We start from the raw sequence: 24,815 nt of genomic DNA on the forward strand, positions 1-24,815 counted from the left end.
AGTCTCAAAAGCCAAACCTCGACCAATTGGTTATATTAAATATAAAAAACAATTTGATATACAAAATAAATCCGTATAGTATTTACACATTCATTTTACAAATGGTTTACAAGTTGCGTGTCTGAAAACGAATACATTCATAGACAAATATGCATTTTTAAAGGGCTGCCCAAGTACTCAGCTCCTTTTTTGCTGTTTTTTTGTTGGAGTTTTTCGTCATTCGCAAATGCTTCGTCAACTCAAACAATATGGTTTGACCAACCAGGTAGTGATTGGGAAAGTGAGACCTTACCCATAGGTAATGGCTATATGGGCGCCAGTATTTTAGGCGGGGTCGCTGAAGATAAAATAAATGTAGCTGAAAAATCACTATGGACAGGTGGTCCCAGAGGTAAAGAGGCTTTTACTCGCGGTTGGCCTGACAAGCCTGAACAATATCAAGCAAAAGTAAAGCAGATGCAGGATTTACTGTTTCAACAAAAATCAGTAACTCCAGAAGTCATGGCTGACGCCCTAGGGCACGAAATGACAGGTTACGGTAGCTACCAAGCGTTTGCTGATATTGTACTAATGACTCCTCATCAGGAGATTAATGTAACCGATTACAGTCGCGTTTTAGATATGGATTCGGCCACTGTTACCGTCACCTATCAAAACCAAGGTATTGAGTTTCAACGAGAATATTTTGTCAGTTATCCAGATAATGCCCTTGTTGTAAGAATATCTGCAGATAAAGCCAATCAGGTTAATGCAACCTTTAGTTTGCGACTTCCTGAGAACAGACAAAAAGACATTCGCTACCACGACAAAGGAATGTCTCTAACTGGTCACTTAGATGACAACCAATTGGCCTTTGCTGCCGAAGCCTATATTCAAACGGAAAATGGTATTAGTGAAGTTACTGACAAGGGTTTTGTTGTCAGCAATGCTGATGCAGTTACTCTTTATTTTGTTGCAGCAACCCAATATGAAAATGTTTTTCCGGACTATCTAGGGCAAGATCCAGTAGAAAAGGTAAAAGCTCGAATCGCTAACTTGCAACAAACGAGTTATGCAAAAGTCAAACAGACTCACCTAGAAGATTATCAAAAGCTGTTTAAACGCGTTGATTTAGATCTCGGTGGTGAAAGCGGTGATTTGCCAACGGACCAACAACTGGCTTTGTATAACCAAAATAAGTTACCAGCAGCACAAATGCGGGCGCTTGAAGAAGTTTTTTATCAATACGGTCGTTACTTGTTAATTGCATCCTCCCGTGCTGGAAGCTTACCTGCAAATTTGCAAGGTGTTTGGAATAATTATGAATACGCACCTTGGAGTGCGGACTACCATTTCAACATTAATCTGCAGATGAACTATTGGCTGGCTGACATGACCAATCTGTCAGAAACCAATATGCCGTTGTTTGATTATATAGATGCCTTGATTCCTGCTGGAGAAATTGCAGCTAAGAAATTACTTGGCGCAAATGGCTGGACCGCCTTTTTGAATTCAAATATTTGGGGCTTTAGTGGCACCATAGCCTGGCCCACAGCATTTTGGCAACCGGAAGCCGGTGCTTGGCTAGCACAGCATTATTACCAGCATTACCTGTTTACACTCGATAAAGAATTTTTGCAGCAAAGAGCTTGGCCAGTGTTAAAAGGTGCGAGTGAATTTTGGTTGGATGTTTTAGTTACTGACCCAAATACAAACACCTTAGTCGTCTCACCTTCTTTTTCTCCTGAGCACGGAGATTTCACCATAGCAGCGGCTATGTCCCAACAATTGGTGACTGAGCTACTCACGAGCACCTTACAGGTGGCTGAATTGTTAAATGAAAAACAATGGGTTGAGCGCATTCAAGCTGCATTACCAAAGTTGGAAACGGGTTTAAACATTGGAAGCTGGGGGCAATTACAAGAATGGCGAGAAGATGTTGATGATAAGTCATCAAGGCATCGTCATGTTTCACAGCTTTATGCTTTGCATCCTGGGAACCAAATATCACCAAGCAAAACACCTGCATTAGCAGAAGCGGCTAAAACCACCCTCAATGCTCGTGGTGATGGTGGAACGGGCTGGAGCAAAGCGTGGAAAATTAATTTCTGGGCACGATTATTAGATGGCAATCGAGCGCACAAATTACTTAAAGAGCAATTTAGTCATAGCACCTTGAAAAATTTATGGGATAACCATCCACCGTTTCAAATAGACGGAAATTTTGGCGCTGTGTCAGGTATGACAGAAATGTTATTACAAAGTCACCAGGGAAGCCTTTCGCTTTTGCCTGCTTTGCCAGAGGCATGGGAGAAAGGTTCAGTAAATGGATTGCGAGCAAGAGGCAATTTTGATGTTTCTTTATCATGGAATGATCATTCGCTAGTAGAAGCTAGCATTAAATCGGGTGTTGACAATGTTGTGTCGGTTTCAAACACGGCCTTTAACACACCTATTAAAGTGTTATCTAAAGGGAAACCAGTACCCTTTAGTAAAATTGGCGAGTTTGAAATTCGCTTTAATTCAATGGCCGGGCAGGTGTATCAAATACTTGTTGGTCAATGAGAGCATTCACAATCTTGTGACATTCATTTTGCTATGAATGCCATATGTAAGTTAGATGGAAAAGGTAAAACTAAATATGCAAAGCACACAACAACACAAAAATGGCGCACTATTTAAGCGCACAAAAACATCTCTGAGCATTTTAGCTGCTTTGGGAATTATGCTACCAAATTTAGCCCTTGCTCAGGAGCAGGAAGCTGAACCGGAAAATACTGAAGATACTGAAGTCATTGAAGTTAAGGGGCTACGCTCGAGTATTATCTCCGCACAGATGGTTAAAATGAACTCTAACAAGATCATGGACGGAATCAGTGCTGATGATATTGGTGCCTTACCTGACCGAAGTGTTACAGAGACGCTACAACGGGTTGCTGGTGTTGCCATCGACAGATATATGTCCCAAGGCGATCCAGAACATTTTTCTGTAGAAGGTAATGGTGTAATCGTTCGCGGTCTTACTCAAGTGCGAAGTGAGCTTAACGGTCGTAGTACATTCAGTGCCAATGGCGGTCGAACTTTAAGTTTCGGTGATGTTCCACCTGAACTTTTAGCCGCGGTAAATGTTTATAAAAGTCCGACTGCTGACCAAATCGAAGGTGGGTTAGCAGGTACTATTGATTTAGAAACGCGTTTGCCATTCCACGCCAGTGAGCGTGAGTTTGCTTTCAATATTTCAGCAAACTACGGTGACAAAGTAAAAGATACAACGCCTGCGTATTCGTTCTTATATAGCGATACCTGGGATACTGATATCGGTAAAATTGGTTTCTTAGCAGATATTGCCTATTCAGAACTATCTACCCGCAATGATTCAATGTATGTTCGTCCGTTTTTTGCTAGAGACGACATTGCTGGGCAAGAAGGCAATACGGTTTATATTCCTCGTGGCGCTGACTGGCGTTCAATGAACTTTAACCGTGAGCGTACTGGGCAATATGCCGCAGTTCAATGGGAACCTGCAGAAAATCACGAATTGACACTTACTTATTTCAACAGCCGTTATGAAATGATGTGGGATGAAGATGCGATTTTCGTCAGTAATGACATCACTGCGTTACAAGCGACAGAAGATAGCACCTATGATGCCAATGGTGCCATGTTAACCGGTCGAGTTACCCAGGATTCTGGTATTGTGATGGGTTCTGATATTCGTGTTTCAAGAGAAGATTCTGAAACTAACGATATCGCCTTAGAATATGAATACACAGGTGAAGCTTTCAATTTCAGTATTCAAGCGCAACGAGTTAAAGCAACGACTGAAAAGCTGGATTCTACAGTAGCAGTTGCAGTGCGTGTTCCTTATATCGACATTGACTTGTCTGGTTCATTACCTGCGATTACTTCTGACGCAGCTGTGCTAGGCGATGTTGATAGCTATCGTTGGGACTTCTTGATGGACAATCAAGTAGATAACGAAGCTGAAATGACTTCTTTGCAAGTTGATTTTGATTACTTCCTAGATAATGACGTTTTCCACACTGTGCATTTCGGTGCACGATTCAGTGATTCTAACTCTGATAACTTTGACAGTGGATACAACTGGGGTGCAATTGGTAACTGGTTGATTGATGCTGGTGCTGTGGTAAGCGGTGCAAACCCTTCTGCTTCAGACGTGAATATCAACGAGTTCAACGATTTCTTCTCTGGTGATGTACCTCGACCTGCGAATATCTACGCGCCTTTACGTTATTACGCAGAAGGCTTCCCAGAAAGTTATGACGAAGTTAAGAGCCGAATTGAATACGTTGATTGGGCTGAAGGTGCGGCATGGCAACCTCGTGATTTAACTGATGACCAATGGTACAACAATCAAGAAGAGAAAACCCAGTCTGCATACGTGATGTTTGACTACTCCTTCAATGATTTAAAATATCCGGTTAGCGGTAACGTAGGTGTACGTTATGTAAAAACTGAAAATACTGCGATTGGTTCAGTTATTTTCCCAGCGAACTTATTGTTTGGTGACGGTGGATTTTTCCCATTCGAAGCTGAACATAGCTACTCGAACGTGTTACCAAGCATGAACATGAAAATCGAGTTAACGGATGATTTATTACTTCGTTTAGCAGCGGCTAAAGCTATGGCTCGTCCAGATTATAGTCGTTTACAATCTAGACTTGAGTTTAGTGCAGACATTAGAGAAGACCGTCGTGATGCCTTGTTAGATGACCAAGGAAATCCTTTACCAGGAGTTACAATTACTGCGGCTGACTTTAATCTAGGTGCAAGTGCGAATACTAACCCTTATCTAGACCCAATCGAATCTACACAGTTGGATTTATCTCTAGAATGGTACTACGCTCCAGGCAGCTCTGCTTACATTGCTTTGTTTAACAAAGACATCAAGGGCTATGAAGTGGAAGAGTTTGTAACTGAAACTTATGACGCCCCAGGACCTGACGGAACTCGTCCGCTGGACTTTAATTTCCAACGTCCAGTAAGTACTGGTGAAGCAGATATTCGCGGTTTTGAACTTAGTGTAAACCACTTCTTTACTGATTTGCCTGCGCCATTCGATGGTTTTGGTATCCAAGCTAACTATACTTACATTGACAGTAAAACTGATGTTAAGCCTGAAGGTGACCCAGTAGATACTGATGGAAGTAGCTATGGTGTTCAACCGTACCGAGGTCTTTCGAAAAATGCCTATAACTTAGTTGGTATTTATCAGAAAAATGATTGGACTGTACGTCTAGCTTATAACTGGAGAAGTGAGTTCTTAACCTCTATCGGTGCTAATGGCTTTAACGGTACAACGCCAATTTCACCTGAAGGTTATGTTCGTCCAAGTGGCGTAGGTACTGATAATTTCTGGCGCTTACCTGTATTGAATGATGCAGCAGGTTATCTAGATGGTTCAGTGTCTTACCAAGTGAATGAAAACTTCACTGTCATTTTGGAAGCTAACAACCTAAGTAATACTATTACTAAGAACATAATGCGACAAAATGGTGCGGGCGATCATAATTCTGCCTATCACCAAAATGATACGCGATTTGCGTTATCGTTACGTGGCAAGTTCTAAGTCATAACAAGAGTAAATTGCTAGAAATTAAAGGCACCGTTAACTCGGTGCCTTTTGATTGACAGCAAGATGGAGGTAGTTTGCAAGCGCAACCCATAAAAGAAATATTAGTAGTAGGCGGTGGAACTGCAGGTTGGATGACAGCCGCTGCATTAGCTAACCGACTTCCTAGTCATTTCTGTAAAGTGACATTGGTCGAATCAGAGGCCATTGGTACTGTGGGTGTGGGCGAGTCAACGATTCCGCACATAAGGCAATTCAATGAAACCTTAGGCATTGATGAAGCCACCTTTATGAAAGAGACCAGTGCCACTGTTAAATTGGGCATTAGGTTTGATAATTGGGGTAATATTAACCAGCAGTATTTTCATCCATTTGGAGAATACGGCGAAATAACTAAGGGAATAGACTTTCATCAATATTGGCTTAAAGAAAGGGCCGCTGGCAGTGATATGTCGATCAATGCATATTCAATTGCTGCGTCTTCAGGTTTAGCCAATAAGTTTCCCTTATCTACTCATCAAAAAACTACCAAATTTTCTGATTACAACTATTCCTATCATATTGATGCTGGCAAGTACGCTTTATTTCTTAGAAAGTATGCTGAAAATAAAGGCGTAAAACGCGTTGAAGGCAAAGTAGTAAAAGTAGATAAGCATGAAAACGGATTTTTAAAATCAGTTACCTTAGAAGATGGCACCCATCTTCAGGCCGACTTTTTTGTAGATTGCAGTGGCTTTAGGGGCTTACTCATTGATCAACAAATGCAAAGTCAATTTATCCATTGGAATAAATGGTTGCTGACTAATAGCGCTGTGGCTGTACCCAGTGAACGAAATGATCAGTTAAATCCTTACACTATTGCATCGGCGCAATCGGCTGGTTGGCGTTGGCAGATCCCGCTGCAACATAGAATGGGTAACGGATACGCTTATAGCAATGCGCACATAGATGACCAAACCGCTATTGATACCTTAATGCAAGCATTACCGGGCAAGGCCTTAGCGGAGCCGCGTATCATTCGATATCAGCCGGGAAGACGAGAGGCCAGTTGGGTCAAAAACTGTTTGGCGGTAGGCTTATCTTCTGGGTTTTTAGAGCCGCTAGAATCAACGAGTATCTATTTAATTCAATTGGGTATTACCAAATTTTTAGAATTGTTGCCGAGTAGAGATTGTCCTCAGGCAAACATAAACGAATATAACAAACTAATTGCGCGTTCTTATGAAGTTATTCGCAATTTTATCATCTTACATTTTCATGTTACCCAGCGCGACGACACCGAGTTTTGGCGTTATTGCAGGCATATGGCAATTCCAGACGAATTGCAAAATCGACTCGAATTATTTGCTGAATCTGGTCGAATCGATATTTCACAGTTCGGCGTTTGGCCAGCCGTGTGCATTGGCCAAAATCTTATTCCTAAATATTATGATTCTCGCTTGGATACTTTTGGCGACGAATATATTCAGCAGTATTTACAACAAACTCGGAAAAAAATATCCGAGGCTGTTGCTCAAATGCCAAGTGCAGACGAGTTTATTGCCTTTAAGTTGAGCCAAGCGAAATCGGGGGATATGTCATGTTAACCCATGCTCCGATCAAGCAGGTTGTTATACTTGGTGGTGGCGCTGTAGGCTGGTCTGCTGCTGTTGGATTAGCCAGAGGATTACAGGGGCAAGATTGCCAAATATCAGTCGTAGACTTGCCAATCCAAGAGCCTGAGCTGATCGCAGCTGGCCCGCAAATTTTTGACTACCATAAAATTTTAGGTATTCAAGAAAGGCAGTTATTACAGTCTGGCCATGCAAAATTATCTTTGGCACAAGCTTTTTCAGGTTTTAATAAATCCTCAGATTTGATTTTCAATAGCTTTGATACTTCTCGTCCTGAATTTTGTAGTATTGAATTTCACCATCTTATGAACTGGTTCAATCTTACTGATTTTGCCGACTATTCAATACCGTCCTGTGCCTGTAAACAGCAAAAATTAGCGCTGCCTAAAGTGGGTAACGACCCGGTTCAATCGAGTTTTACTTGTGGAATGCACTTAAACACCCAAGTGTACCGCAAATTTATGCAGGGTGCGGCAAACCAGTTAGGCGTTAAATCTTACTCATCATTAATTGACAATATCGAGCAAGCTGAAAATGGCTTTGTGACCAAAATTACCTTGCAAGATGGCACTAGCTTAGCGCCAGATTTGGTGATAGATAACAGTGGTTACAACTCGTTGGTAATGCGACGTACTTTCAATTTAAATTATCAAAGCCACCCGTTGAGCTCTAGTATCAATCGCCGAATTGAATGCTTAGCCTCAACCAATTCGCCAGCCTTGCCTTATAGCACTCATTCCGTATTGCCATGTGGATGGAAAGAAAGCATTCAAATGGCCAACATACATTCAACCAGTGTTAATTTTAATCAGAATCAGTTTAGTGATCAGCAGGTAATTGAAGCGATTGGCCTTAATTTTGATGTTGCAGATAAACCGGTGGTATCAAATATTCACATTGGCCATTTGACACATTTTTTCTATCACAATTGTGTCGCTATTGGTGAAGCTGCTGGTTATGTTGCAAGCCCATCCATGACTAATTTGGTGATGTCACAAAGAGCTATTACCAAATTATTAGACTTGTTTCCAAATAAAGCTTGTTTGGTAGCAAATACAAATGAATACAACAGGCGTGTTAAAGCAGACTACTCAGAAGCGTTCGACTATTTAGCCTTTCATTATCAATGGGCAAAGAAACAACATCCTAAACTTGAGTGTGTGCAAGAAATACCTACGCCATCAGAAAAGCTACAACAACGCATTGGACTATTTGAGAGTACGGGGCGGGTAGCCTACGAATTAAACCCAATGATTACTCGGCAGTCTTGGTTGAATGTTTTACAAGCTTTCTGCGCTGAAAAATCTGGAATAGATCCCTTAGTAGGGGCCTTAGATAAAGAAAATGCCAAAGGATTTTTAAACAAATTAAAGCAAGCTGTGCAGCAGCACGTTCACAGCTTTAATGCTTATCGGTAATCAAGCATGCACAACACAAATTTTAATTTTAATGAGATACAAAATAGTTTTTACGGAGATGTATATGAAATTTAACGCTAAATTGCTAAGTTCTGCCGCTGCGGCTGTAGCGCTAGCAATGGCTGTTCAAGGCTGCCAACCCAAAAGCGATGCACCAAATTCAGGTGAACAGGCAACTAAAAATTATCAACAAACGGCTAACGGTGTAATCGTAACCCCTAGTGAAGGGCAAGCAAAAACCGTAAGAGTGCAAGTTTACGACAACAACATTTTCCGTGTAACAGCTTTACCTCATCAAAACTTAGAAAGTGTTGCAGACAGTATTCAAGTAGTGGCTAAGCCTTCTGGAACCTTTGAAGTAAGCGAACAAGGTTCAAGTATTAAAGTGGCTACCGAGGAAGGATATGCCTTAGTTAACCTTGCCAGCGGTGCAGTTACCGTGTTCGATGATCAAGGGAAAGAATTACTGTCCAGTGTCAACAGCGGTGAATTTGGGCCTGTAACCATGGACCCAATTACGCCTGACGAAGATAGCTATTCTATGCGTCAGCAGTGGAACAAAAATACTGATGAAGGATTTTTTGGTTTAGGTCAGCATCAAAACGGCCAAGTTAACTATGCTGGTGAAAATTTAGAAATGGCTACTCATAACCTCGAGATTACTATTCCTATGGTAGTGTCTACTCGTCACTACGGCGTGCTTTGGGACAATGCATCCATTACGCATTTTGGTGATCCTAGAGGCAATATGCCAATGGATGAAAACCTATCTTTATTCGATGAGCAAGGAAATCCTGGAGGATTAACAGCCAAATATTATGATGGCGAAGAGCTTTTATTCACTCGCGTTGAATCTGATCCTAATTATCAGTTTTTATCTCACAACAGTGTAAGAGAATTTCCTTTTCCTGAGGAGATTGGTGATGTTGCAAATCCGCAGGTTGAATGGACAGGTAGCATAATGTCAGACACTGGCGGTGAACATTTTTTCAAACTCTATTCTAGTAGCTATGCAACCGTAGAATTTGCAGGAGAAGAAGTGTTAAATCGCTGGAGAATGAATTGGAATCCTTGGTACCACGATTTTACCTATGAAATGAAAGCTGGCGAGAAAGTCCCAGTGAAATTTACATGGGATTCAAATGGCGGTTATTTCAGAATGAAGCACACGCCACCGCAAGCTCAAGAAGACCAGTATTCTTTATCATTTGCATCTGAAACCGGCAAAGCCATAGATTACTACGTGGTAGTGGGTGATGATTATGATGATGTTATCGCAGGTTATCGCGAGCTAACGGGTGACTCTGTGATGTTGCCTAAATGGGCGTACGGATTTTGGCAAAGCCGTGAGCGCTACACCAATCAAGATCAGTTAGTCGATGTCGTTAAAGAATACCGCAAGCGTGAAATCCCCTTAGATAACATAGTACTTGATTGGTCGTATTGGCCACAAGACGCTTGGGGAAGCCATAAATTCGATAAAGAGCATTTCCCAGATCCTAAAAAAATGGTGGATGAAGTTCATGCGCTAAATGCCAATATTATGATTTCTGTTTGGCCTAAGTTTTACCCTACTACTGATAACTATAAAGAATTGGCAGCTAAGGGTTACATGCTAACCAAAAATGTTGACCAAGAAGGAAATCTAGACTGGATTGGTCAAGGCTACAAAAATGGTTTCTACGACCCCTACCCAGAAGAATCTCAACAAATATTTTGGCGCCAATTACGCGACAACATCAATGTACACGGATTCGATGCTTGGTGGTTAGATGCTTCAGAGCCGGACATTCATTCAAACTTGTCGTATCAAAAACGAAAAGAAGTCATGAGTCCATTATCTGTAGGTAACGGTGCTGAATATTTCAATTCTTATGCTGTGCCTAACGCCGAGGGTGTTTATAAAGGTGAGCGAGTAACAGACCCAGACAAACGCGCTTTTATTTTAACTCGTAGTGGTTTTGGTGGAATTCAAAGAGCCGGAACAGCCATATGGAGTGGTGATACAGTGCCGCGCTGGTCCAATTTACGCGAGCAAATTGCTGCTGGTTTAGGTGCTAGTTTGGCGGGTATGCCTAACTGGACGATGGACATAGGCGGATTCACACCAGAAGACAAATATCGCAACGTGGATGGAAAATTCGTAGGTCACTTCTCAGGTTTACGCGAAGAAGATATTCAACCTTGGCAAGAATTGAATGTACGCTGGTTCCAATTCGGCGCTTTCGTACCCTTGTTCCGCTCACATGGACAAAACCCTTATCGTGAGATTTTCAATATTGCGGATGAAGGTTCAGATATTTATAACTCAATGGTTTATTACACTAAATTGAGATACAGATTAATGCCATATATCTATAGTGAAGCTGGCAAAATGTACCATCAAGATGGCACTTTAATGCGTGGTTTAGTAATGGATTTCCCAGAAGATAAAACCGCCATTAACTTAAATGATCAGTATATGTTTGGTCCTGCATTGTTAGTGAATCCGGTTCATCAAGAAGGTGCCACTTGCCGGGAAGTTTATCTGCCTCAAGGAACGACCTGGTTTGATTTTTACACTGGTAAGTCTTATCAAGGTGGTCAAACAATTGAAGCCAGTGCACCGCTAACTCGTATGCCGTTGTTTGTTAAAGCCGGTTCTATCATTCCCACTGGACCAGCAATTCAAACGGTTTATGAAAAGCCTGATGCGCCAATTCTCCTAACAATTTATGCAGGAGAAGATGGTGAGTACGCACTTTATGAAGACGATGGTAAATCATACGATTATGAAAAAGGTGAATTTAGCTTTGTGCAAATTAATTATGACGACAATGCTAAAACCGTCTCTTTCAGCCAACGTGAAGGCGGATTCCCAGAACTTGTGACTGAACGTGTGTTTAACATTCGTTTGATTACTGGAGAACAAGCCGACGCCGCTAATTTTGATGTACAAACTGAAGCACAAGTGACTTATACAGGTGAACCAGTTAGCGTTCAGCTTTAAGTGCTTAATTTACAGAAAAGTGTTGGCTTGCCAGCACTTTTCGTTGTGGATAGAAATTTTGAAAAATGGGATTTAACACCACCATGGCAATGCAACATAAAACCTTTTTAGTGCGCGCGTGCGCGACGGCTTTGGCTACTTTATTAGTGGTAGGCTGTGCTTCAGAAAAAACATCTTCCACTGCACCTACAGTAGATGTGCAAGAAAAAGTAGAATGGCCTAATTTAACCAGTCCTATCGTCTACGCAGAAGAAGACAAAGCCTTTGTCGAAGACTTGTTAGGAAAAATGACGACAGAACAAAAAGTCGGACAGGTTCTACAGGCAGAAATACAGTCAATAACACCTGAACAAGCGCGTGAGTTTCATATAGGTTCAATATTAAATGGTGGTGGTTCTGTACCTAATAGAAATCCAGAAGCGACTGCCAAAGATTGGGCGGCATACGCGCAAACTTTCTACCAAGCGTCTGTGAATGCGGATGAAAAACATGCTGGAATTCCAATTATTTGGGGCACAGATGCTGTGCACGGACATGGTAACTTGGAAGGGGCGACAATTTTCCCACACAACATTGGATTAGGTGCTGCCAATAATGCTGAATTGGTTGAGAAAATTGGCCAAGCCACAGCATTAGAAGTGCGCGCAAGTGGTATTGAATGGATCTTTGCACCAACAGTAGCAGTCGCTCGAAATGATCGCTGGGGGCGTACCTATGAATCTTATTCTGAAAACCCAGAACTCGTTGCCAAACTTGGTGCTGCCTTAGTTACAGGTATGCAAGGCGAAGTTGGTACCGATGAATTTCTTGGTGAAGATCGTGTGCTAGCAACGGTAAAACACTTTATTGGAGACGGCGGTACTTTTGGTGGTGATGACCAAGGCGACGTCAGATTAAATGAGTCTGAACTTATTCGTATTCATGCACCTGGCTATTTTTCAACCTTGGATGCAGGCGCCCTCTCCTTGATGGCCAGTTTTAACTCCATTAACGGCGAAAAGATGCATGGTAATCAGTATTTGCTAACCGATATTCTGCGCGAAAAACTCGACTTTAAAGGATTAGTGGTAGGGGATTGGAACGGTCATGGGCAAGTACCTAACTGTACCAACGATAGTTGCCCGCAGTCTTTCAATGCCGGTCTTGATCTCTTTATGGTAGTGAATGATTGGGAAAGCATGTATCACAAAATGCTGGAGCAATTAGCTGCTGGCGAAATTACTATGGCACGTTTAGATGAGGCGGTGCGTAGAATTTTGTTGGTGAAAAAAGCATTAGGGCTATTTGACGGTAAAGGCCCTTTAGATCGTCAAGTGGGCGGAGATAATACCGTTATAGGTTCTGACCAGCATCGCGAAATTGCTCGCCAAGCTGTGCGCGAATCACTGGTTTTACTCAAAAACAACGATAGCCTGTTACCGATCAGCACCCAAAAACATGTACTAGTCACTGGTCCTGGCGCCAATGATTTAGCCATGCAAGCTGGTGGTTGGACTGTCACTTGGCAGGGCACTGGTACTAAACCAGAGGATTATGCCGGTGCTACCAGTATTTTCGAAGGTTTCCAGCAAGCCTTCGAGGGAACCAGTGGTTCAGTAGAACTCAGCGCAGACGGAAGTTATCAGAATAAACCCGATGTTGCCGTTGTAGTCTTTGGGGAAACACCCTATGCGGAAGGGCAAGGGGATTTAAACAGTTTAGAATTTGAACCTGACAACAAAAAATCCCTAGCGCTGCTGAAGCAACTCAAATCTCAAGGTATCAAGGTAGTATCTGTGTTTATTTCGGGTCGTCCCTTGTGGATAAATCCTGAAATAAACGCATCTGATGCCTTTGTGGCAGCTTGGCTACCAGGCAGTGAGGGGGCTGGCATCGCAGATGTGTTAGTGAGTGAAAATCCGCAATCCCCTGAATATGATTTTACCGGTAAACTTTCATTTTCATGGCCTAAAACTCCGCTTCAGGATGAATTGAATGTAGGTGATGAAGACTATGATCCTCTATTTGCTTATGGTTACGGTTTAACTTATCAAGACAAACAAAATCTTGGCATCTTGGCTGAACAAGTGGAAGGTTTGGAAAGTGCATCAAATGGCGATATTGACCTTTATATGGGACGTCCGCTTCAACCTTGGCATGTATTTATCAGAAACGATAATTCTAACCAAATTCTCAGTGGTGCCTTTGCGCAAATGACAGACGGTACTGCAACAGTAAGAACAGCAGATAAAGATGTGCAAGAAGATGCGCTAGAATTTACCTTTAAGGACGTATGGTCCTCAGGTATGTATATCGCCAGTGGTTCAATGGACTTAACTGATTACATGCAAGAAGGAACCCTTGAAGTTGACATTCGAGTAGATGCTATTCAAAACGGAACATTGTCTTTAAGCGTTAATTGTCAGCCTTATTGTCATCAGCATTACCCATTAAGAGATTGGGCGCTAGAACATGAAGGAAAAGGGTGGCAGCATTTGTCTATTCCGTTATCTTGCTTAGTGGAAGAGGGGACAGACATCGCCAATGTAACTCGTGGTTTGGATGTAAATACTGGTGGTGCTGGTACAGTAGCAATTGCCAATGTACAAATTAAACGACAAGGTGAACCTAACATGTCTTGCGTTCCTAGAGATAGTTATGCCACTACACCGGGTGTTCTCAATGAACATTGGGCAGTGAGTTGGTGGATGCCTAGGCACTTAGCAAAAGTAAAACAGGCCCAACAAGGTACAGCTGACTTAGTCATGATAGGGGATTCAATTACCAATGGCTGGGAAGATGTTGGTAAAGACGTTTGGCAAAAATACTTCGGCGATATTGACACACTTAATCTTGGATTTTCGGGTGATAGAACTGAAAACGTCATCTGGCGATTGCAAAATGATGCTCTCAAAGGAGTATCTCCTGACTTAGCCGTAATAATGATAGGCACTAACAACACTGGTCATCGTTTAGACAGCCCAGAAGCTATTCGAAATGGGGTATCTGTGATTATTGATGAGTTACAAAAACAAACACCAGACACCAAAGTACTTCTATTGGCTATTTTTCCAAGAAGTGCGACACCAGAAGATGAATTACGTCAAAACAACAGTAAGACAAACATACTGTTAGAGCAGTTAGCACAACAAAAAGGGGTTATGTTTGATAGTTTCAATCAAGCGTTTTTAACCGAAGATGGGACCTTGACGACGGAAATCATGCCGGATTTACTACATCCAAAACAAAAAGGATATGAAATCTGGGCGAAACAACTCAAACCCTATGTGGATAAATATGTTGGTAAATAATTACTAAGTAGATTTCTACACTTTACATAGTTTTAAAAAGGACACTAAGATGAATATTAAGCAAGTCTTGATAGGGGCTAGCCTGTGCCTGTCAATCGTGATTTCAGGTTGTGGTGGCGGTGGTAGTTCCAGCTCTACCCCAAATCCACCACCACCTCCGCCGGCGCCACCAACACAGCCACCGGTAGAGCCTGAATATGATATTCCACCGGATGCTACCAGCATGCGGGACCTGACTTCAGTAGAATTTGCCGCCTTACTTGGTGAAGGTATCAACATTGGTAACTCACTTGAGGCTCTTGATGCTAATGGTGTCCCCAATGAAACTGCTTGGGGTAATCCACCGATTTATTTGGAACTCATACAAGCAATTAAACAAGCGGGTTTTGATATCGTTAGATTACCAGTGGCATGGAGTAAATTTAGCGATCCTGACACATACGAAATTGATGATGCTTGGATTGCAAGGGTCAAAGAAGTGGTTGATATGATCCTCGATGAGGACATGTATGTCATGATTAACATGCATTGGGACGGTGGCTGGATGCAACCTACCTATGCACAGCAAGACGAGGTGAATGAGCGTATTACTGCTATGTGGCGCCAAATTGCCATAGAATTTCGTGATTATGACGACCACCTATTATTTGCCGGTACTAACGAAGTTATGGTGACAGGTGATTATGGTACACCCACCGAAGAATACTACACTGTACAAAATAGCTTTAATCAGACTTTCGTGGACACAGTGAGACAGACCGGTGGACGTAACTATTATCGTTTCTTAGTGGTACAAGGCTTCAATACCAATATAGACCATACGGTGAACTTCGCTGTAATACCTGAGGATCCCGAGCAACAAAGACTCATTATGGAAGTGCATTTTTATGATCCCTTCCAGTTTACCTTAGATGAATCCAACGACAATATTACCCAATGGGGAGCCAATGCAACGGATCCAGATAAAACTGCGGGCTGGGGCAATGAGGATTTCACTGATCAACAATTCGACAAAATGAAGACAAACTTCATCGATAACGGTGTCGGTGTGATTCTTGGAGAATATGGCGCCATTTTACGAACCAACGTGATAGAGCAGGCCAGTTATCGTGTAGATTGGAATGCACATATTGTAAATGCTGCGCTTGTACGAGGTATAGTGCCGATTTATTGGGACAATGGCGCAACCGGCAATCATGGATTAGGTGTTTTTGATCGAGTGACAGGTAGTCAGGTTTATCCAGACGTTATTGATGTGATTAAACGTCAATAACTAGAAATTGAAGTACAAAAGCCCGCAGATAAATAAATTATTGTGCGGGTTTTTTATTCCCAACTGAAACTTGGGTAAGTAGGAAAAGTAATAGACTCCTCAGGGGCTGATTTTACTGAGTCAATCAGACCTACAATATCAGAGTCCAACTGAATCCGAAATTGCCTGACTTCGCGCCAAACGGCGTAAAATTCTTCGTGATCTTGTTCAGGGTTTTCTTTATAGCTTTTCAATAACGGACTTAGCTTTTGGTAAGCCCTTTTAAGGCGTTTAGCTTGGATTTGTTCAAACGCTTTAATAGTATTCATTTTTTTTTGTTGATTTGGATTAAGGGTTTCTGCGTCACTTTGAATCTTAAACTTGTCGGATAAGAAGTATTCTTCAAAAGCTGAATAGTCTTTCGAAGCTGCATTGGTCCAATCAACATGGTCTTGTCTATTTAACACTTTGTTGTTTACCGGGTCAAAAATAACCACAGTAGGTGTGCCGTAAAATCCGATTAAATTTAGCTCAGATAGTGCTTCAGAACGATTTTCTAAGTAACCAACATCGACAAACTGCACAGCAAATTTATCTTGTAATTGGGAATGAAAATCTGGAATCGAAAAGGTTTCAGAAAGGGCTCTGCTGTCATGACACCATTGAGCGCCAAAGACAGCCAATACAAGTTTATTCTCGGTTTTACCCGTGGTTATTACTTGTTGTAGTTTCTCGACAGCATCGCTTGAGGGGGTATACTTGTAATCATCAAGCAATACAATGTTTTTATCATCGGCTGACAGGGCACTACTTAAAGTCGCTATAATGAATAAGAGGATAAAACGTGACAATGATTTCATTCCATCGAAAAAGTGCCGTCAAATAGATACATGCCATTATCTAAGTAGTTGATACTAAAATGCAACTATAAAACACGAATATTTCAACAATTAGAGGCGATGGTATTAGATGAGCAATGCAAAACTAACATCATTGTTTGCGATAAATCCGAACATCACAAAGTCTTACAAATTGAAACAGACATGAAAATCAACTGTGATATATTTGCGTTATAGTAGAAAGAGGAGTGAACTCAGTGGAAGGTACAACCTTTGTTTTATTGTTGCTTTTTTGTTTCGTATTGCCCATTACCATGTATAGCATTTGGACAGGACACAAAAAAGAAATGTTGAAGTTAAAAGCAAAAAACGGTGGCGTTGAAGTGCAAGCAATGGAAGCTGAAATTGTCACAATTAAAAAGCGTTTAGCCGCGCTTGAAGCTATAGTGACAGATGAAAAATATCAATTGAATAAAGCGTTCGATGATCTTAATAAAGATGATTAATCAGAGTAACTAAGACTATAAGTGACTTTTGTTTGTATTCATAACAAGCTAAACTAACGCCCATTGTGAAAAAGGAAGCTGCTATGAAACTTGGAATCGTACTTTTAACTTGTTGTTTGTTATTTTCTTGTGCGAGCAACAATAATATCCCTAAGCCAACGACACTGGGTCAATTGGATGGCGCAGAACTTAGACTTAAAGTCTTGGTTGAAGCGCCAGGCACTCTGTTTGCACGAGATTCTAAATTAGAAGTCACTTTTGATTCCGGCTCTGGCAAAACAACGGAATCGTTCCCGATAAAATTACTGGGTGTTGAAAAAGTCGAAGAGGGAATAAGCTTATTTTCTTCTGATATCGATTATAACAGCCATTTAGTGGCAGTTGACGATGAGTCTATGGACGCGTTTCTAGCATTCTTAGAAAATAATGCAGATGCAGCCTTTACGGTAAGATTATCACCTGCGTTTACCAATTTGCCGAATCGAGCAAAAATGTATTATGCCACTTTTGTTCGCATGAATAGATTAGGCGAGTATGAGCCTCTTGTATCACACATGCAGATTGATGTACCCAAGTAGGTGAACGGTATAAAAAATAATCACTACATCTCCTGCAATATACCTACTTTTGGTCCCAGATAAGGTATATTTCCACATTACTAAAAATCGAAAAAACGCGTTCTAGAACGCGTTTTTCGAATAATAAATATAAAACTTGAAAACTTTTTGAACCTTTCGCAAAATATTGTTGTCAATCTTTTGACTATCACTCGTTAAAAAAAGAATAAGCCATCAGGCAAGTAGTGGAGACTATCGTTTTGTTATTTTCTAAAGTCTTGTTTAGACTCACATTTTTTGCATTTGTTATTATATATGGTGCTGTATTAGCGGAGTTCATCAACCCCGCATATTATCAGGTGAATGTGAATATCGATTTAGAAGCTTTGGTGCTGACCGGCATTGTTGCGGCTTATTTGTACTTTTTTCTTAGAAAACGCAAACACTAATCCATGTTTTTTTCCGCTAGAGTTGCATGGTGATCATTCACTAGCATCAATGCTGCTGAACTATAAATCTTGTTTAATTCATAGGTAAATATGCCGGCTTTTACGGCGGGATCTGTATTCACCCATTGTTGTGCTTCTTCGATGCTGTCTGTGTTAAATATAAACAAGCCACGTTTTGGGGCACTTTCAATAAATGGACCAGCCACTACTAATTTTTGTTGTTCCGCAAGAGCTTTCATATTGGAAAAGTGGCCAGCGAAGGCTTTTTTCTTTTCTTCTTCACTGATATCAGTATTGCCGCCAGTGAGTAAAACAACCAATACGTATTGTTTCATGCCATAAGCATCTGCTTGTAATTTTTCTGCGAGTTCTGAATCAAACTCAGATTCATGAGCGAAAGTAATAAAAGATAGTGAACATAACACAAACGCAAGTAAGTACTTCATATCTATTCCCCAACACAATTAATGAACAAAGATAAATACGCTCTAACTTACACCTAAAAATCACAAACAACAAACATAGAATTTTAATCTAAGTTGTATTTCCTTAGGTAATGAATGCTAGACTATCAAAGTTCTATTTAACAGGAGTTATGCAGACCTCATGGTCTTACTATTGGTTTATATTTTTATTGCGCTGGGATTCTCATTTCTTTGTTCCATTGCCGAAGCCGTTATTCTTAGTGTATCTCAAGCCTATATTTCTTTATTGCAGAAAGAAGGGAAACCCTCTGGTGATTTGCTCAATCAATTGACGTCTGACATAAACAAACCTCTGTCGGCTATTCTCACCTTAAATACTATCGCTCATACCATGGGCGCTGCAGGTGCAGGCGCACAAGCGGCCAAGGTGTTTGGTGATACCTATTTAGGAATTATTTCAGCTGTATTAACCTTTTTAATACTGGTGTTTTCAGAGATTATTCCAAAAACCCTTGGTGCTACATACTGGAAAGTACTGGCGCCTTTTACTGCGTTCTTCCTCAAGTATTTGATTATTGTCTTATATCCCTTTGTCATAATGTCGCAAAAACTTACTAGCGGATTTACTGAAGAGAGTCCACTTAAAGGGTTAAGTCGAAATGAATTACTTGCGATGGCCGAGCTTTCTGAAAGCGAAGGTCAATTAGCGGCGCAGGAAGCCAACGTTCTGCAAAATTTATTGACTTTGCACGAACGAAAAATAAAAGATGCTATGACTCATAGGACGGTGGTGTTCTCAGTGCCAGAAGATATGACAGTTGGAGAGTTTGTGGAAAAATATTCTGAAAAACCTTTTTCACGCATTCCAATTTTCGAAAACAAAGAGTCTGAAAGCATAACCGGTTTTGTGATCAAGTCTGAACTTTTAATTGCAGCGGCTAAAGGCGACTCCGATAAGTTAGTAAAAGACTACGCCAAGGAGATGGTAACCTTGCTAGCTGATATGCCTCTTGCGAGAACCTTTGATTACTTTTTAAATTCCAGAGTGCACATTTTATTAGTAGTTGATGAATATGGCGGCTTAGAAGGAATTATTACCTTAGAAGATCTGCTGGAATCACTATTAGGTGTTGAAATTGTAGATGAAGTGGACAAAACCGTCAGCATGCGACGTTTAGCCAAAGTTATGTGGAAGACTAGAGAAAGGCGATTATTCGATCCCGCACAAAAAGATTAAATCATAAAGGTTTAATCTTTTTACCGGTTCTTCAGGGCGTCACGCAAAAATGAACCGAAGATCTAACTAAGAAGAATCGTCATCGTGGCGCAGGCCACGATCCCCTTGGAATATAGTAAATCTAATTAAAACCAACACAAAGAACAGTCTAAATAAAATGAAAATTCGCTAAGCTTGCTTTATTTGATTACGAGGCATTCCAGTAGTGAAGCAACCCTCTGTTTACATTATTACCAATATGCACAATACAACGCTATACATCGGCGTAACGAGTAATCTAATTCAACGTATTCATCAACACAAAAACAAGCAAATAGATGGCTTTAGCAAAAAGTACAACTTGCAAAAGCTCGTGTACTTTGAACAGTTTGCGCTTATGGAAGACGCAATATTGAGAGAAAAGCGCTTAAAAAACTGGCATAGGGAATGGAAAAATAAACTGATCAATACAGAGAATCCGGATTGGGACGATTTGTATGAAACATTACTTATGAATTAGCAAACTGCAGTAATTTCCAAGGGGGTCGTGGCCTGCGCCACGATGACGATTCTTCGTAGTTAATTTCATTTAGACTGCAAGTTGTCTTTTTCAGACGAATAGAATCAAATCGCTCAGCGGCAGCTTTGCAGAATTCCCACCTTAGAATGCCAAAAGCAGAAACAATTTATTAACACTGCATATTTAGTATGTTTAATATTAATACTGGTAATAATTATTAATTAAAACAATGTGATACAACTTATATTTGGTTCTGAAGACAAGCTGGTTTTCAAAATAGACTAATGTCTTACTAGCCGTCAGTTTAGGGACTGCCTATATTCATCGCGCGTATTACAAACGAGGTTTATATAATTGCGATGAAGCTTGCATTGAATTTTTTTATCTTTTTGACCCTTATTCTCTTTTCTATGAATGTTGTCGCCAGCGACCTTTCTCAGACCAATGATCTCACTGCTTCTGGTTTTGGTATTTTGGCACTTTGTTTGTTTGTAGTGGCTTATGTGTTTGTTATTCTTGAAGAAAAGCTGCATCTGCGCAAGTCAAAACCAGTATTGGCCGCAGCTGGCGCCATTTGGATAATTATAGCAATCGCTTATGTAGACGCTCCAAATAAGCACTTGGTGGAAGAAGCCATCCGCCATAACTTTTTAGAATACGCAGAGTTATTTTTCTTCTTGTTAGTAGCAATGACCTACATTAACGCTATGTTAGAACGTGGGGTATTTGATGCCTTGCGTAACTACTTAGTTAGCAAAGGATTGTCTTTCAAAGCTTTGTTTTGGCTAACCGGTATTCTCGCGTTTTTTATCTCTCCAGTGGCAGATAACTTAACCACGGCATTAGTGATGTGTGCAGTAATTATGGCTGTAGGTAAAGCTCACCCGAGTTTTGTTGGCTTAGGTTGTATAAATATTGTGGTGGCAGCGAATGCTGGTGGTGCATTTAGTCCCTTTGGTGACATTACTACCCTAATGGTTTGGCAAAAAGGCATAGTGGAATTTACGGAATTCTTCCGTTTGTTTATACCTTCTGTTGTAAATTTTTTAGTTCCAGCTTTTATCATGTCGTTCGCGGTACTCAAAGGAAAGCCGGAAATGGAAGCTTCGGTGGAATCCAATCGAATAAAGCCCGGCGGTATTCCGATTGTATTTATGTTTCTAGCGACCATTGTCACCGCCGTATCTTTTCATAGTTTTCTCCATCTACCTCCTGTGTATGGCATGATGTTTGGCTTCGCGTATTTAAAAATCTATTCTTATTTCTTAAAACTGCAATCGGAAAATTGGGAACAAGATCCTGACGGTTCTCCAGGAAGTACGCCGAGAGAGCAATACAGTAAATTTGATATTTTTAATAAAATTGCACAAGCTGAATGGGATACCTTATTCTTTTTCTACGGCGTAATCTTGGCTGTAGGTGGATTAGGATTTATGGGCTATTTAGCCTTAGCATCAAATGTTATGTATGTGGATCTTGGAATTTTACCCGCGAATATTTTGGTGGGCATTTTAAGTGCCATAGTGGACAACATTCCTGTGATGTTTGCGGTTTTAACCATGAACCCAGATATGGAATTGAATCAATGGTTGTTGGTTACCCTGACCGCGGGCGTGGGCGGAAGTCTACTGTCCATTGGTAGCGCTGCAGGCGTTGCACTTATGGGGCAAGCAAGAGGCTATTACACTTTCTTCGGGCATTTAAAATGGACACCTGTAATTGCCCTAGGTTATTTTGCCAGTATAGGAATTCACTTATTAATCAATTAAATGCATTAGAAGATTGAGATCTGATTATTTCTCGCTATAGTAGGTAGTATTACTCGTAAAAATTTGCAGGAGCAAGCGATAGCTACTCGTCTTCCCCCGATCATTGATGTTGAGGCTTCAGGGTTTGGTATAAACAGCTTTCCAATTGAAATTGGTGTCGTATTAGAAAATGGCAGTCGATTTTGTCGGCTTATTCGGCCATTTAATGATTGGGTACATTGGGATGATGAGGCCCAGAAAATTCACGGCATTTCTCAGTTAATGTTGGCTAAAAAGGGTGTGGACCCAGTCATTGTTTGTCATGAATTAAACCGTTTTGTCGGAAATCAAGTATTGTACTCTGACGCTTGGGTAGTGGATAACCCTTGGGTAAATACTTTGTTTTATCGCGCTGGTGTTCCCATGCAGTTTTCCATCAGCAGTTTGGAATTGATCCTCAAGGAACAACAACTTGGCACTTGGGACAGGGACAAAGCGTTTGTGCTACGCAGAAGTGGCCTAAAAAGGCACAGAGCTAGCACTGATGCATGTATTATCCAACTTACCTACGAGCGCAGCTTACAGCGCATGTTAAATACCTGAAAGTTATAGGTAGCCTCAATAACATACTGTTATACTATCGATTCATCATGGCAGCTTTCACTTGCATAGCAGCTTTTGGGCATTAGCAACTATCAAATCAATCAACATAAACAGGGTGTAAATGAAAGCACTGGATATTAGAGCCTTAGAGAAAACTTATAAAGGCGGTGTACAGGCGTTAAAAGGAATCGACCTGTCAGTAGAACAAGGAGATTTTTTCGCACTTCTCGGTCCCAATGGTGCTGGAAAGTCAACCACAATAGGCATTATCTGCTCCTTAGTGAACAAATCTAAAGGTCAAATTGAAGTATTTGAGAATGACTTTGAGCAACAAGAAGTAGCAGCTAAAAAATGCATAGGTTTAGTTCCCCAAGAATTTAACTTTAATCAGTTTGAAACCTTATTGCAGATAGTAGTGAATCAAGCGGGCTATTATGGTGTTCCTCGAAATATTGCCAAACAAAGAGCCGAGAAGTATTTAAAGCAGCTAGAACTTTGGGACAAGCGTAACGCTCGCGCTAGAGAATTATCTGGTGGTATGAAACGTCGACTGATGATTGCCCGCGCGCTTATGCATGAGCCTAAAATGCTGATTTTGGATGAGCCAACTGCCGGCGTAGATATTGAAGTAAGACGTTCAATGTGGTCGTTCTTGCGAGAAATAAATCAGCAAGGTATCACCATTATTTTGACCACACATTACTTAGAAGAAGCTGAAATGCTTTGTCGAAACATCGCCATCATCGATAAAGGTGTGATTGTTGAAAATACCAGTATGAAGGCCTTGTTATCAACGCTAAACATTGAAACCTTCGTATTTGATATCGAAGGCGACGCGACCAATATTAGTATTCCGGAATTTGAAACTCGTGCTATTGATGAGCACACACTAGAAGTTGATGTGCCGAAAACCAGTGGTCTGAATCCGGTTTTCAATAACTTTTCAGAGCAGAATGTAAAAGTCATGAGTATGCGTAACAAAGCCAATCGATTAGAAGAATTATTTGTTCGCTTAGTTGAATCATCTAAAAAGCAGGAGGCAAGTGCGTGAATAGTTTGAATTTTGTTGCATTACGCACTATCTGGATTAAAGAGTGTACAAGATTCTTACGGATCTGGGTGCAAACACTGGTTCCACCCGCAATTACTATGTCCTTGTACTTTGTTATTTTCGGTAGCTTGATTGGCAGTCGAATTGGAGAAATGGGCGGCAAGTCTTATATGGAATTTATTGTTCCAGGTTTGATAATGATGTCGATTATTACCAATTCCTATTCCAACGTATCGTCTTCATTTTTCAGCGCCAAATTTCAACGAAATATAGAAGAATTGATTGTTTCACCTGTGCCTACTTGGGTCATTATTTTTGGCTTCGTTGGTGGCGGTGTGGCTAGGGCTTTGTTAATTGGCATTATAGTCACCACGGTTTCTATGTTCTTTGTAGATGTGGAATTTCATAATGTATTGGTCATAGTGGTTACCTTGATTTTGACTTCCACCATGTTTGCGACTGCTGGGTTAATTAACGCTATTTATGCAAAAACCTTTGATGATATAAGTGTTATCCCCACGTTTGTGCTAACGCCTTTAACCTATCTTGGCGGTGTATTTTATTCCATTGATCTATTACCAAGCTTTTGGCAGACCATTAGCCAAGCGAATCCTATTGTGTATATGGTAAATGGATTTAGATACGGCTTTTTGGGCGTGTCAGACGTGAACTATTTAGTTTCGATGGCGTTGTTGGTAATTTTTAATGTGGTGATGTTTGCATTAGCCTATCGTCTATTGAGCAAGGGTGTGGGTATACGTTCCTAA

Annotated in this window: 18 protein-coding genes; 16 read left to right on the plus strand and 2 right to left on the minus strand. The window is 40.9% G+C overall.

Annotated features, from left to right (window positions below; genetic code table 11):
* The first annotated feature begins 117 nt into the window (after window positions 1-117).
* From ACNKW3_RS13155 to ACNKW3_RS13185, 7 genes are all read left to right on the plus strand, one after another.
* Window positions 118-2,544, plus strand: a complete 2,427-nt coding sequence (locus tag ACNKW3_RS13155; protein ID WP_427399765.1) for a glycoside hydrolase family 95 protein — start codon at window positions 118-120, stop codon at window positions 2,542-2,544.
* A 76-nt stretch (window positions 2,545-2,620) separates the two neighbouring features.
* Window positions 2,621-5,569 carry a TonB-dependent receptor gene (locus tag ACNKW3_RS13160; protein ID WP_427399766.1) on the plus strand — a complete coding sequence of 983 codons (2,949 nt, stop codon included), beginning with the start codon at window positions 2,621-2,623 and terminating at the stop codon, window positions 5,567-5,569.
* 80 nt (window positions 5,570-5,649) lie between these two features.
* Complete coding sequence (locus ACNKW3_RS13165; RefSeq protein ID WP_427399767.1) at window positions 5,650-7,158, plus strand: tryptophan halogenase family protein; 1,509 nt, start codon at window positions 5,650-5,652, stop codon at window positions 7,156-7,158.
* Window positions 7,152-8,603, plus strand: coding sequence for a tryptophan 7-halogenase (locus tag ACNKW3_RS13170; protein ID WP_427399768.1), 1,452 nt, complete (start codon window positions 7,152-7,154; stop codon window positions 8,601-8,603). The genes ACNKW3_RS13165 and ACNKW3_RS13170 overlap by 7 nt, the downstream gene beginning before the upstream one ends.
* 64 nt (window positions 8,604-8,667) lie before the next feature.
* Window positions 8,668-11,592, plus strand: coding sequence for a TIM-barrel domain-containing protein (locus tag ACNKW3_RS13175; protein ID WP_427399769.1), 2,925 nt, complete (start codon window positions 8,668-8,670; stop codon window positions 11,590-11,592).
* A 65-nt stretch (window positions 11,593-11,657) separates the two neighbouring features.
* Window positions 11,658-14,882 carry a glycoside hydrolase family 3 N-terminal domain-containing protein gene (locus ACNKW3_RS13180; protein ID WP_427399770.1) on the plus strand — a complete coding sequence of 1,075 codons (3,225 nt, stop codon included), beginning with the start codon at window positions 11,658-11,660 and terminating at the stop codon, window positions 14,880-14,882.
* A 49-nt stretch (window positions 14,883-14,931) separates the two neighbouring features.
* On the plus strand, window positions 14,932-16,155 hold the full coding sequence (locus ACNKW3_RS13185; RefSeq protein ID WP_427399771.1) for a glycoside hydrolase family 5 protein: 1,224 nt from the start codon (window positions 14,932-14,934) through the stop codon (window positions 16,153-16,155).
* A 53-nt stretch (window positions 16,156-16,208) separates the two neighbouring features.
* On the opposite strand, the gene ACNKW3_RS13190 is transcribed toward ACNKW3_RS13185, so the two are convergent.
* Window positions 16,209-16,985 carry a thioredoxin family protein gene (locus tag ACNKW3_RS13190; RefSeq protein ID WP_427399772.1) on the minus strand — a complete coding sequence of 259 codons (777 nt, stop codon included), beginning with the start codon at window positions 16,983-16,985 and terminating at the stop codon, window positions 16,209-16,211.
* A gap of 245 nt (window positions 16,986-17,230) precedes the next feature.
* Here ACNKW3_RS13190 and ACNKW3_RS13195 point away from each other — a divergent pair, with 245 nt between their 5' ends.
* The 3 genes from ACNKW3_RS13195 (at window position 17,231) to ACNKW3_RS13205 (ending at window position 18,485) form a co-directional block, all read left to right on the plus strand.
* The gene (locus ACNKW3_RS13195) at window positions 17,231-17,479 is read left to right on the plus strand and encodes a hypothetical protein (RefSeq protein ID WP_427399773.1); all 249 of its coding nucleotides are present in this window, start codon (window positions 17,231-17,233) and stop codon (window positions 17,477-17,479) included.
* An 83-nt stretch (window positions 17,480-17,562) separates the two neighbouring features.
* Entirely contained in the window at window positions 17,563-18,057 is a 495-nt protein-coding gene (locus ACNKW3_RS13200; RefSeq protein WP_427399774.1) for a hypothetical protein, read from the plus strand.
* Window positions 18,058-18,281: 224 nt separating this feature from the next.
* Window positions 18,282-18,485 (plus strand): hypothetical protein, encoded by a 204-nt coding sequence (locus tag ACNKW3_RS13205; RefSeq protein WP_427399775.1) that lies wholly within the window; start codon window positions 18,282-18,284, stop codon window positions 18,483-18,485.
* Here the strand turns inward: ACNKW3_RS13205 and ACNKW3_RS13210 are convergent.
* Window positions 18,482-18,931 (minus strand): YciI family protein, encoded by a 450-nt coding sequence (locus ACNKW3_RS13210; protein ID WP_427399776.1) that lies wholly within the window; start codon window positions 18,929-18,931, stop codon window positions 18,482-18,484. The genes ACNKW3_RS13205 and ACNKW3_RS13210 overlap by 4 nt on opposite strands.
* Before the next feature lie 160 nt (window positions 18,932-19,091).
* On the opposite strand from ACNKW3_RS13210, the gene ACNKW3_RS13215 reads away from it, so the two are divergent.
* The 6 genes from ACNKW3_RS13215 to ACNKW3_RS13240 all read left to right on the plus strand — a co-directional run bounded on the left by ACNKW3_RS13215 (window position 19,092) and on the right by ACNKW3_RS13240 (window position 24,815).
* Window positions 19,092-20,147 carry a CNNM domain-containing protein gene (locus ACNKW3_RS13215; protein ID WP_427399777.1) on the plus strand — a complete coding sequence of 352 codons (1,056 nt, stop codon included), beginning with the start codon at window positions 19,092-19,094 and terminating at the stop codon, window positions 20,145-20,147.
* Window positions 20,148-20,352: 205 nt separating this feature from the next.
* A complete protein-coding gene (locus ACNKW3_RS13220; RefSeq protein ID WP_427399778.1) occupies window positions 20,353-20,646 on the plus strand; it encodes a GIY-YIG nuclease family protein in 294 nt (97 codons plus the stop codon).
* A gap of 410 nt (window positions 20,647-21,056) precedes the next feature.
* Complete coding sequence (gene nhaD / locus ACNKW3_RS13225; RefSeq protein WP_427399832.1) at window positions 21,057-22,415, plus strand: sodium:proton antiporter NhaD; 1,359 nt, start codon at window positions 21,057-21,059, stop codon at window positions 22,413-22,415.
* A 63-nt stretch (window positions 22,416-22,478) separates the two neighbouring features.
* The gene (locus ACNKW3_RS13230) at window positions 22,479-22,997 is read left to right on the plus strand and encodes an exonuclease domain-containing protein (RefSeq protein WP_427399779.1); all 519 of its coding nucleotides are present in this window, start codon (window positions 22,479-22,481) and stop codon (window positions 22,995-22,997) included.
* 121 nt (window positions 22,998-23,118) lie between these two features.
* Window positions 23,119-24,048, plus strand: a complete 930-nt coding sequence (locus ACNKW3_RS13235; protein ID WP_427399780.1) for an ABC transporter ATP-binding protein — start codon at window positions 23,119-23,121, stop codon at window positions 24,046-24,048.
* On the plus strand, window positions 24,045-24,815 hold the full coding sequence (locus ACNKW3_RS13240) for an ABC transporter permease (RefSeq protein ID WP_427399781.1): 771 nt from the start codon (window positions 24,045-24,047) through the stop codon (window positions 24,813-24,815). The genes ACNKW3_RS13235 and ACNKW3_RS13240 overlap by 4 nt, the downstream gene beginning before the upstream one ends.

The sequence above is a fragment of the Glaciecola sp. 1036 genome (assembly GCF_050306235.1).
In the GTDB taxonomy this organism is placed as follows: domain Bacteria; phylum Pseudomonadota; class Gammaproteobacteria; order Enterobacterales; family Alteromonadaceae; genus Glaciecola.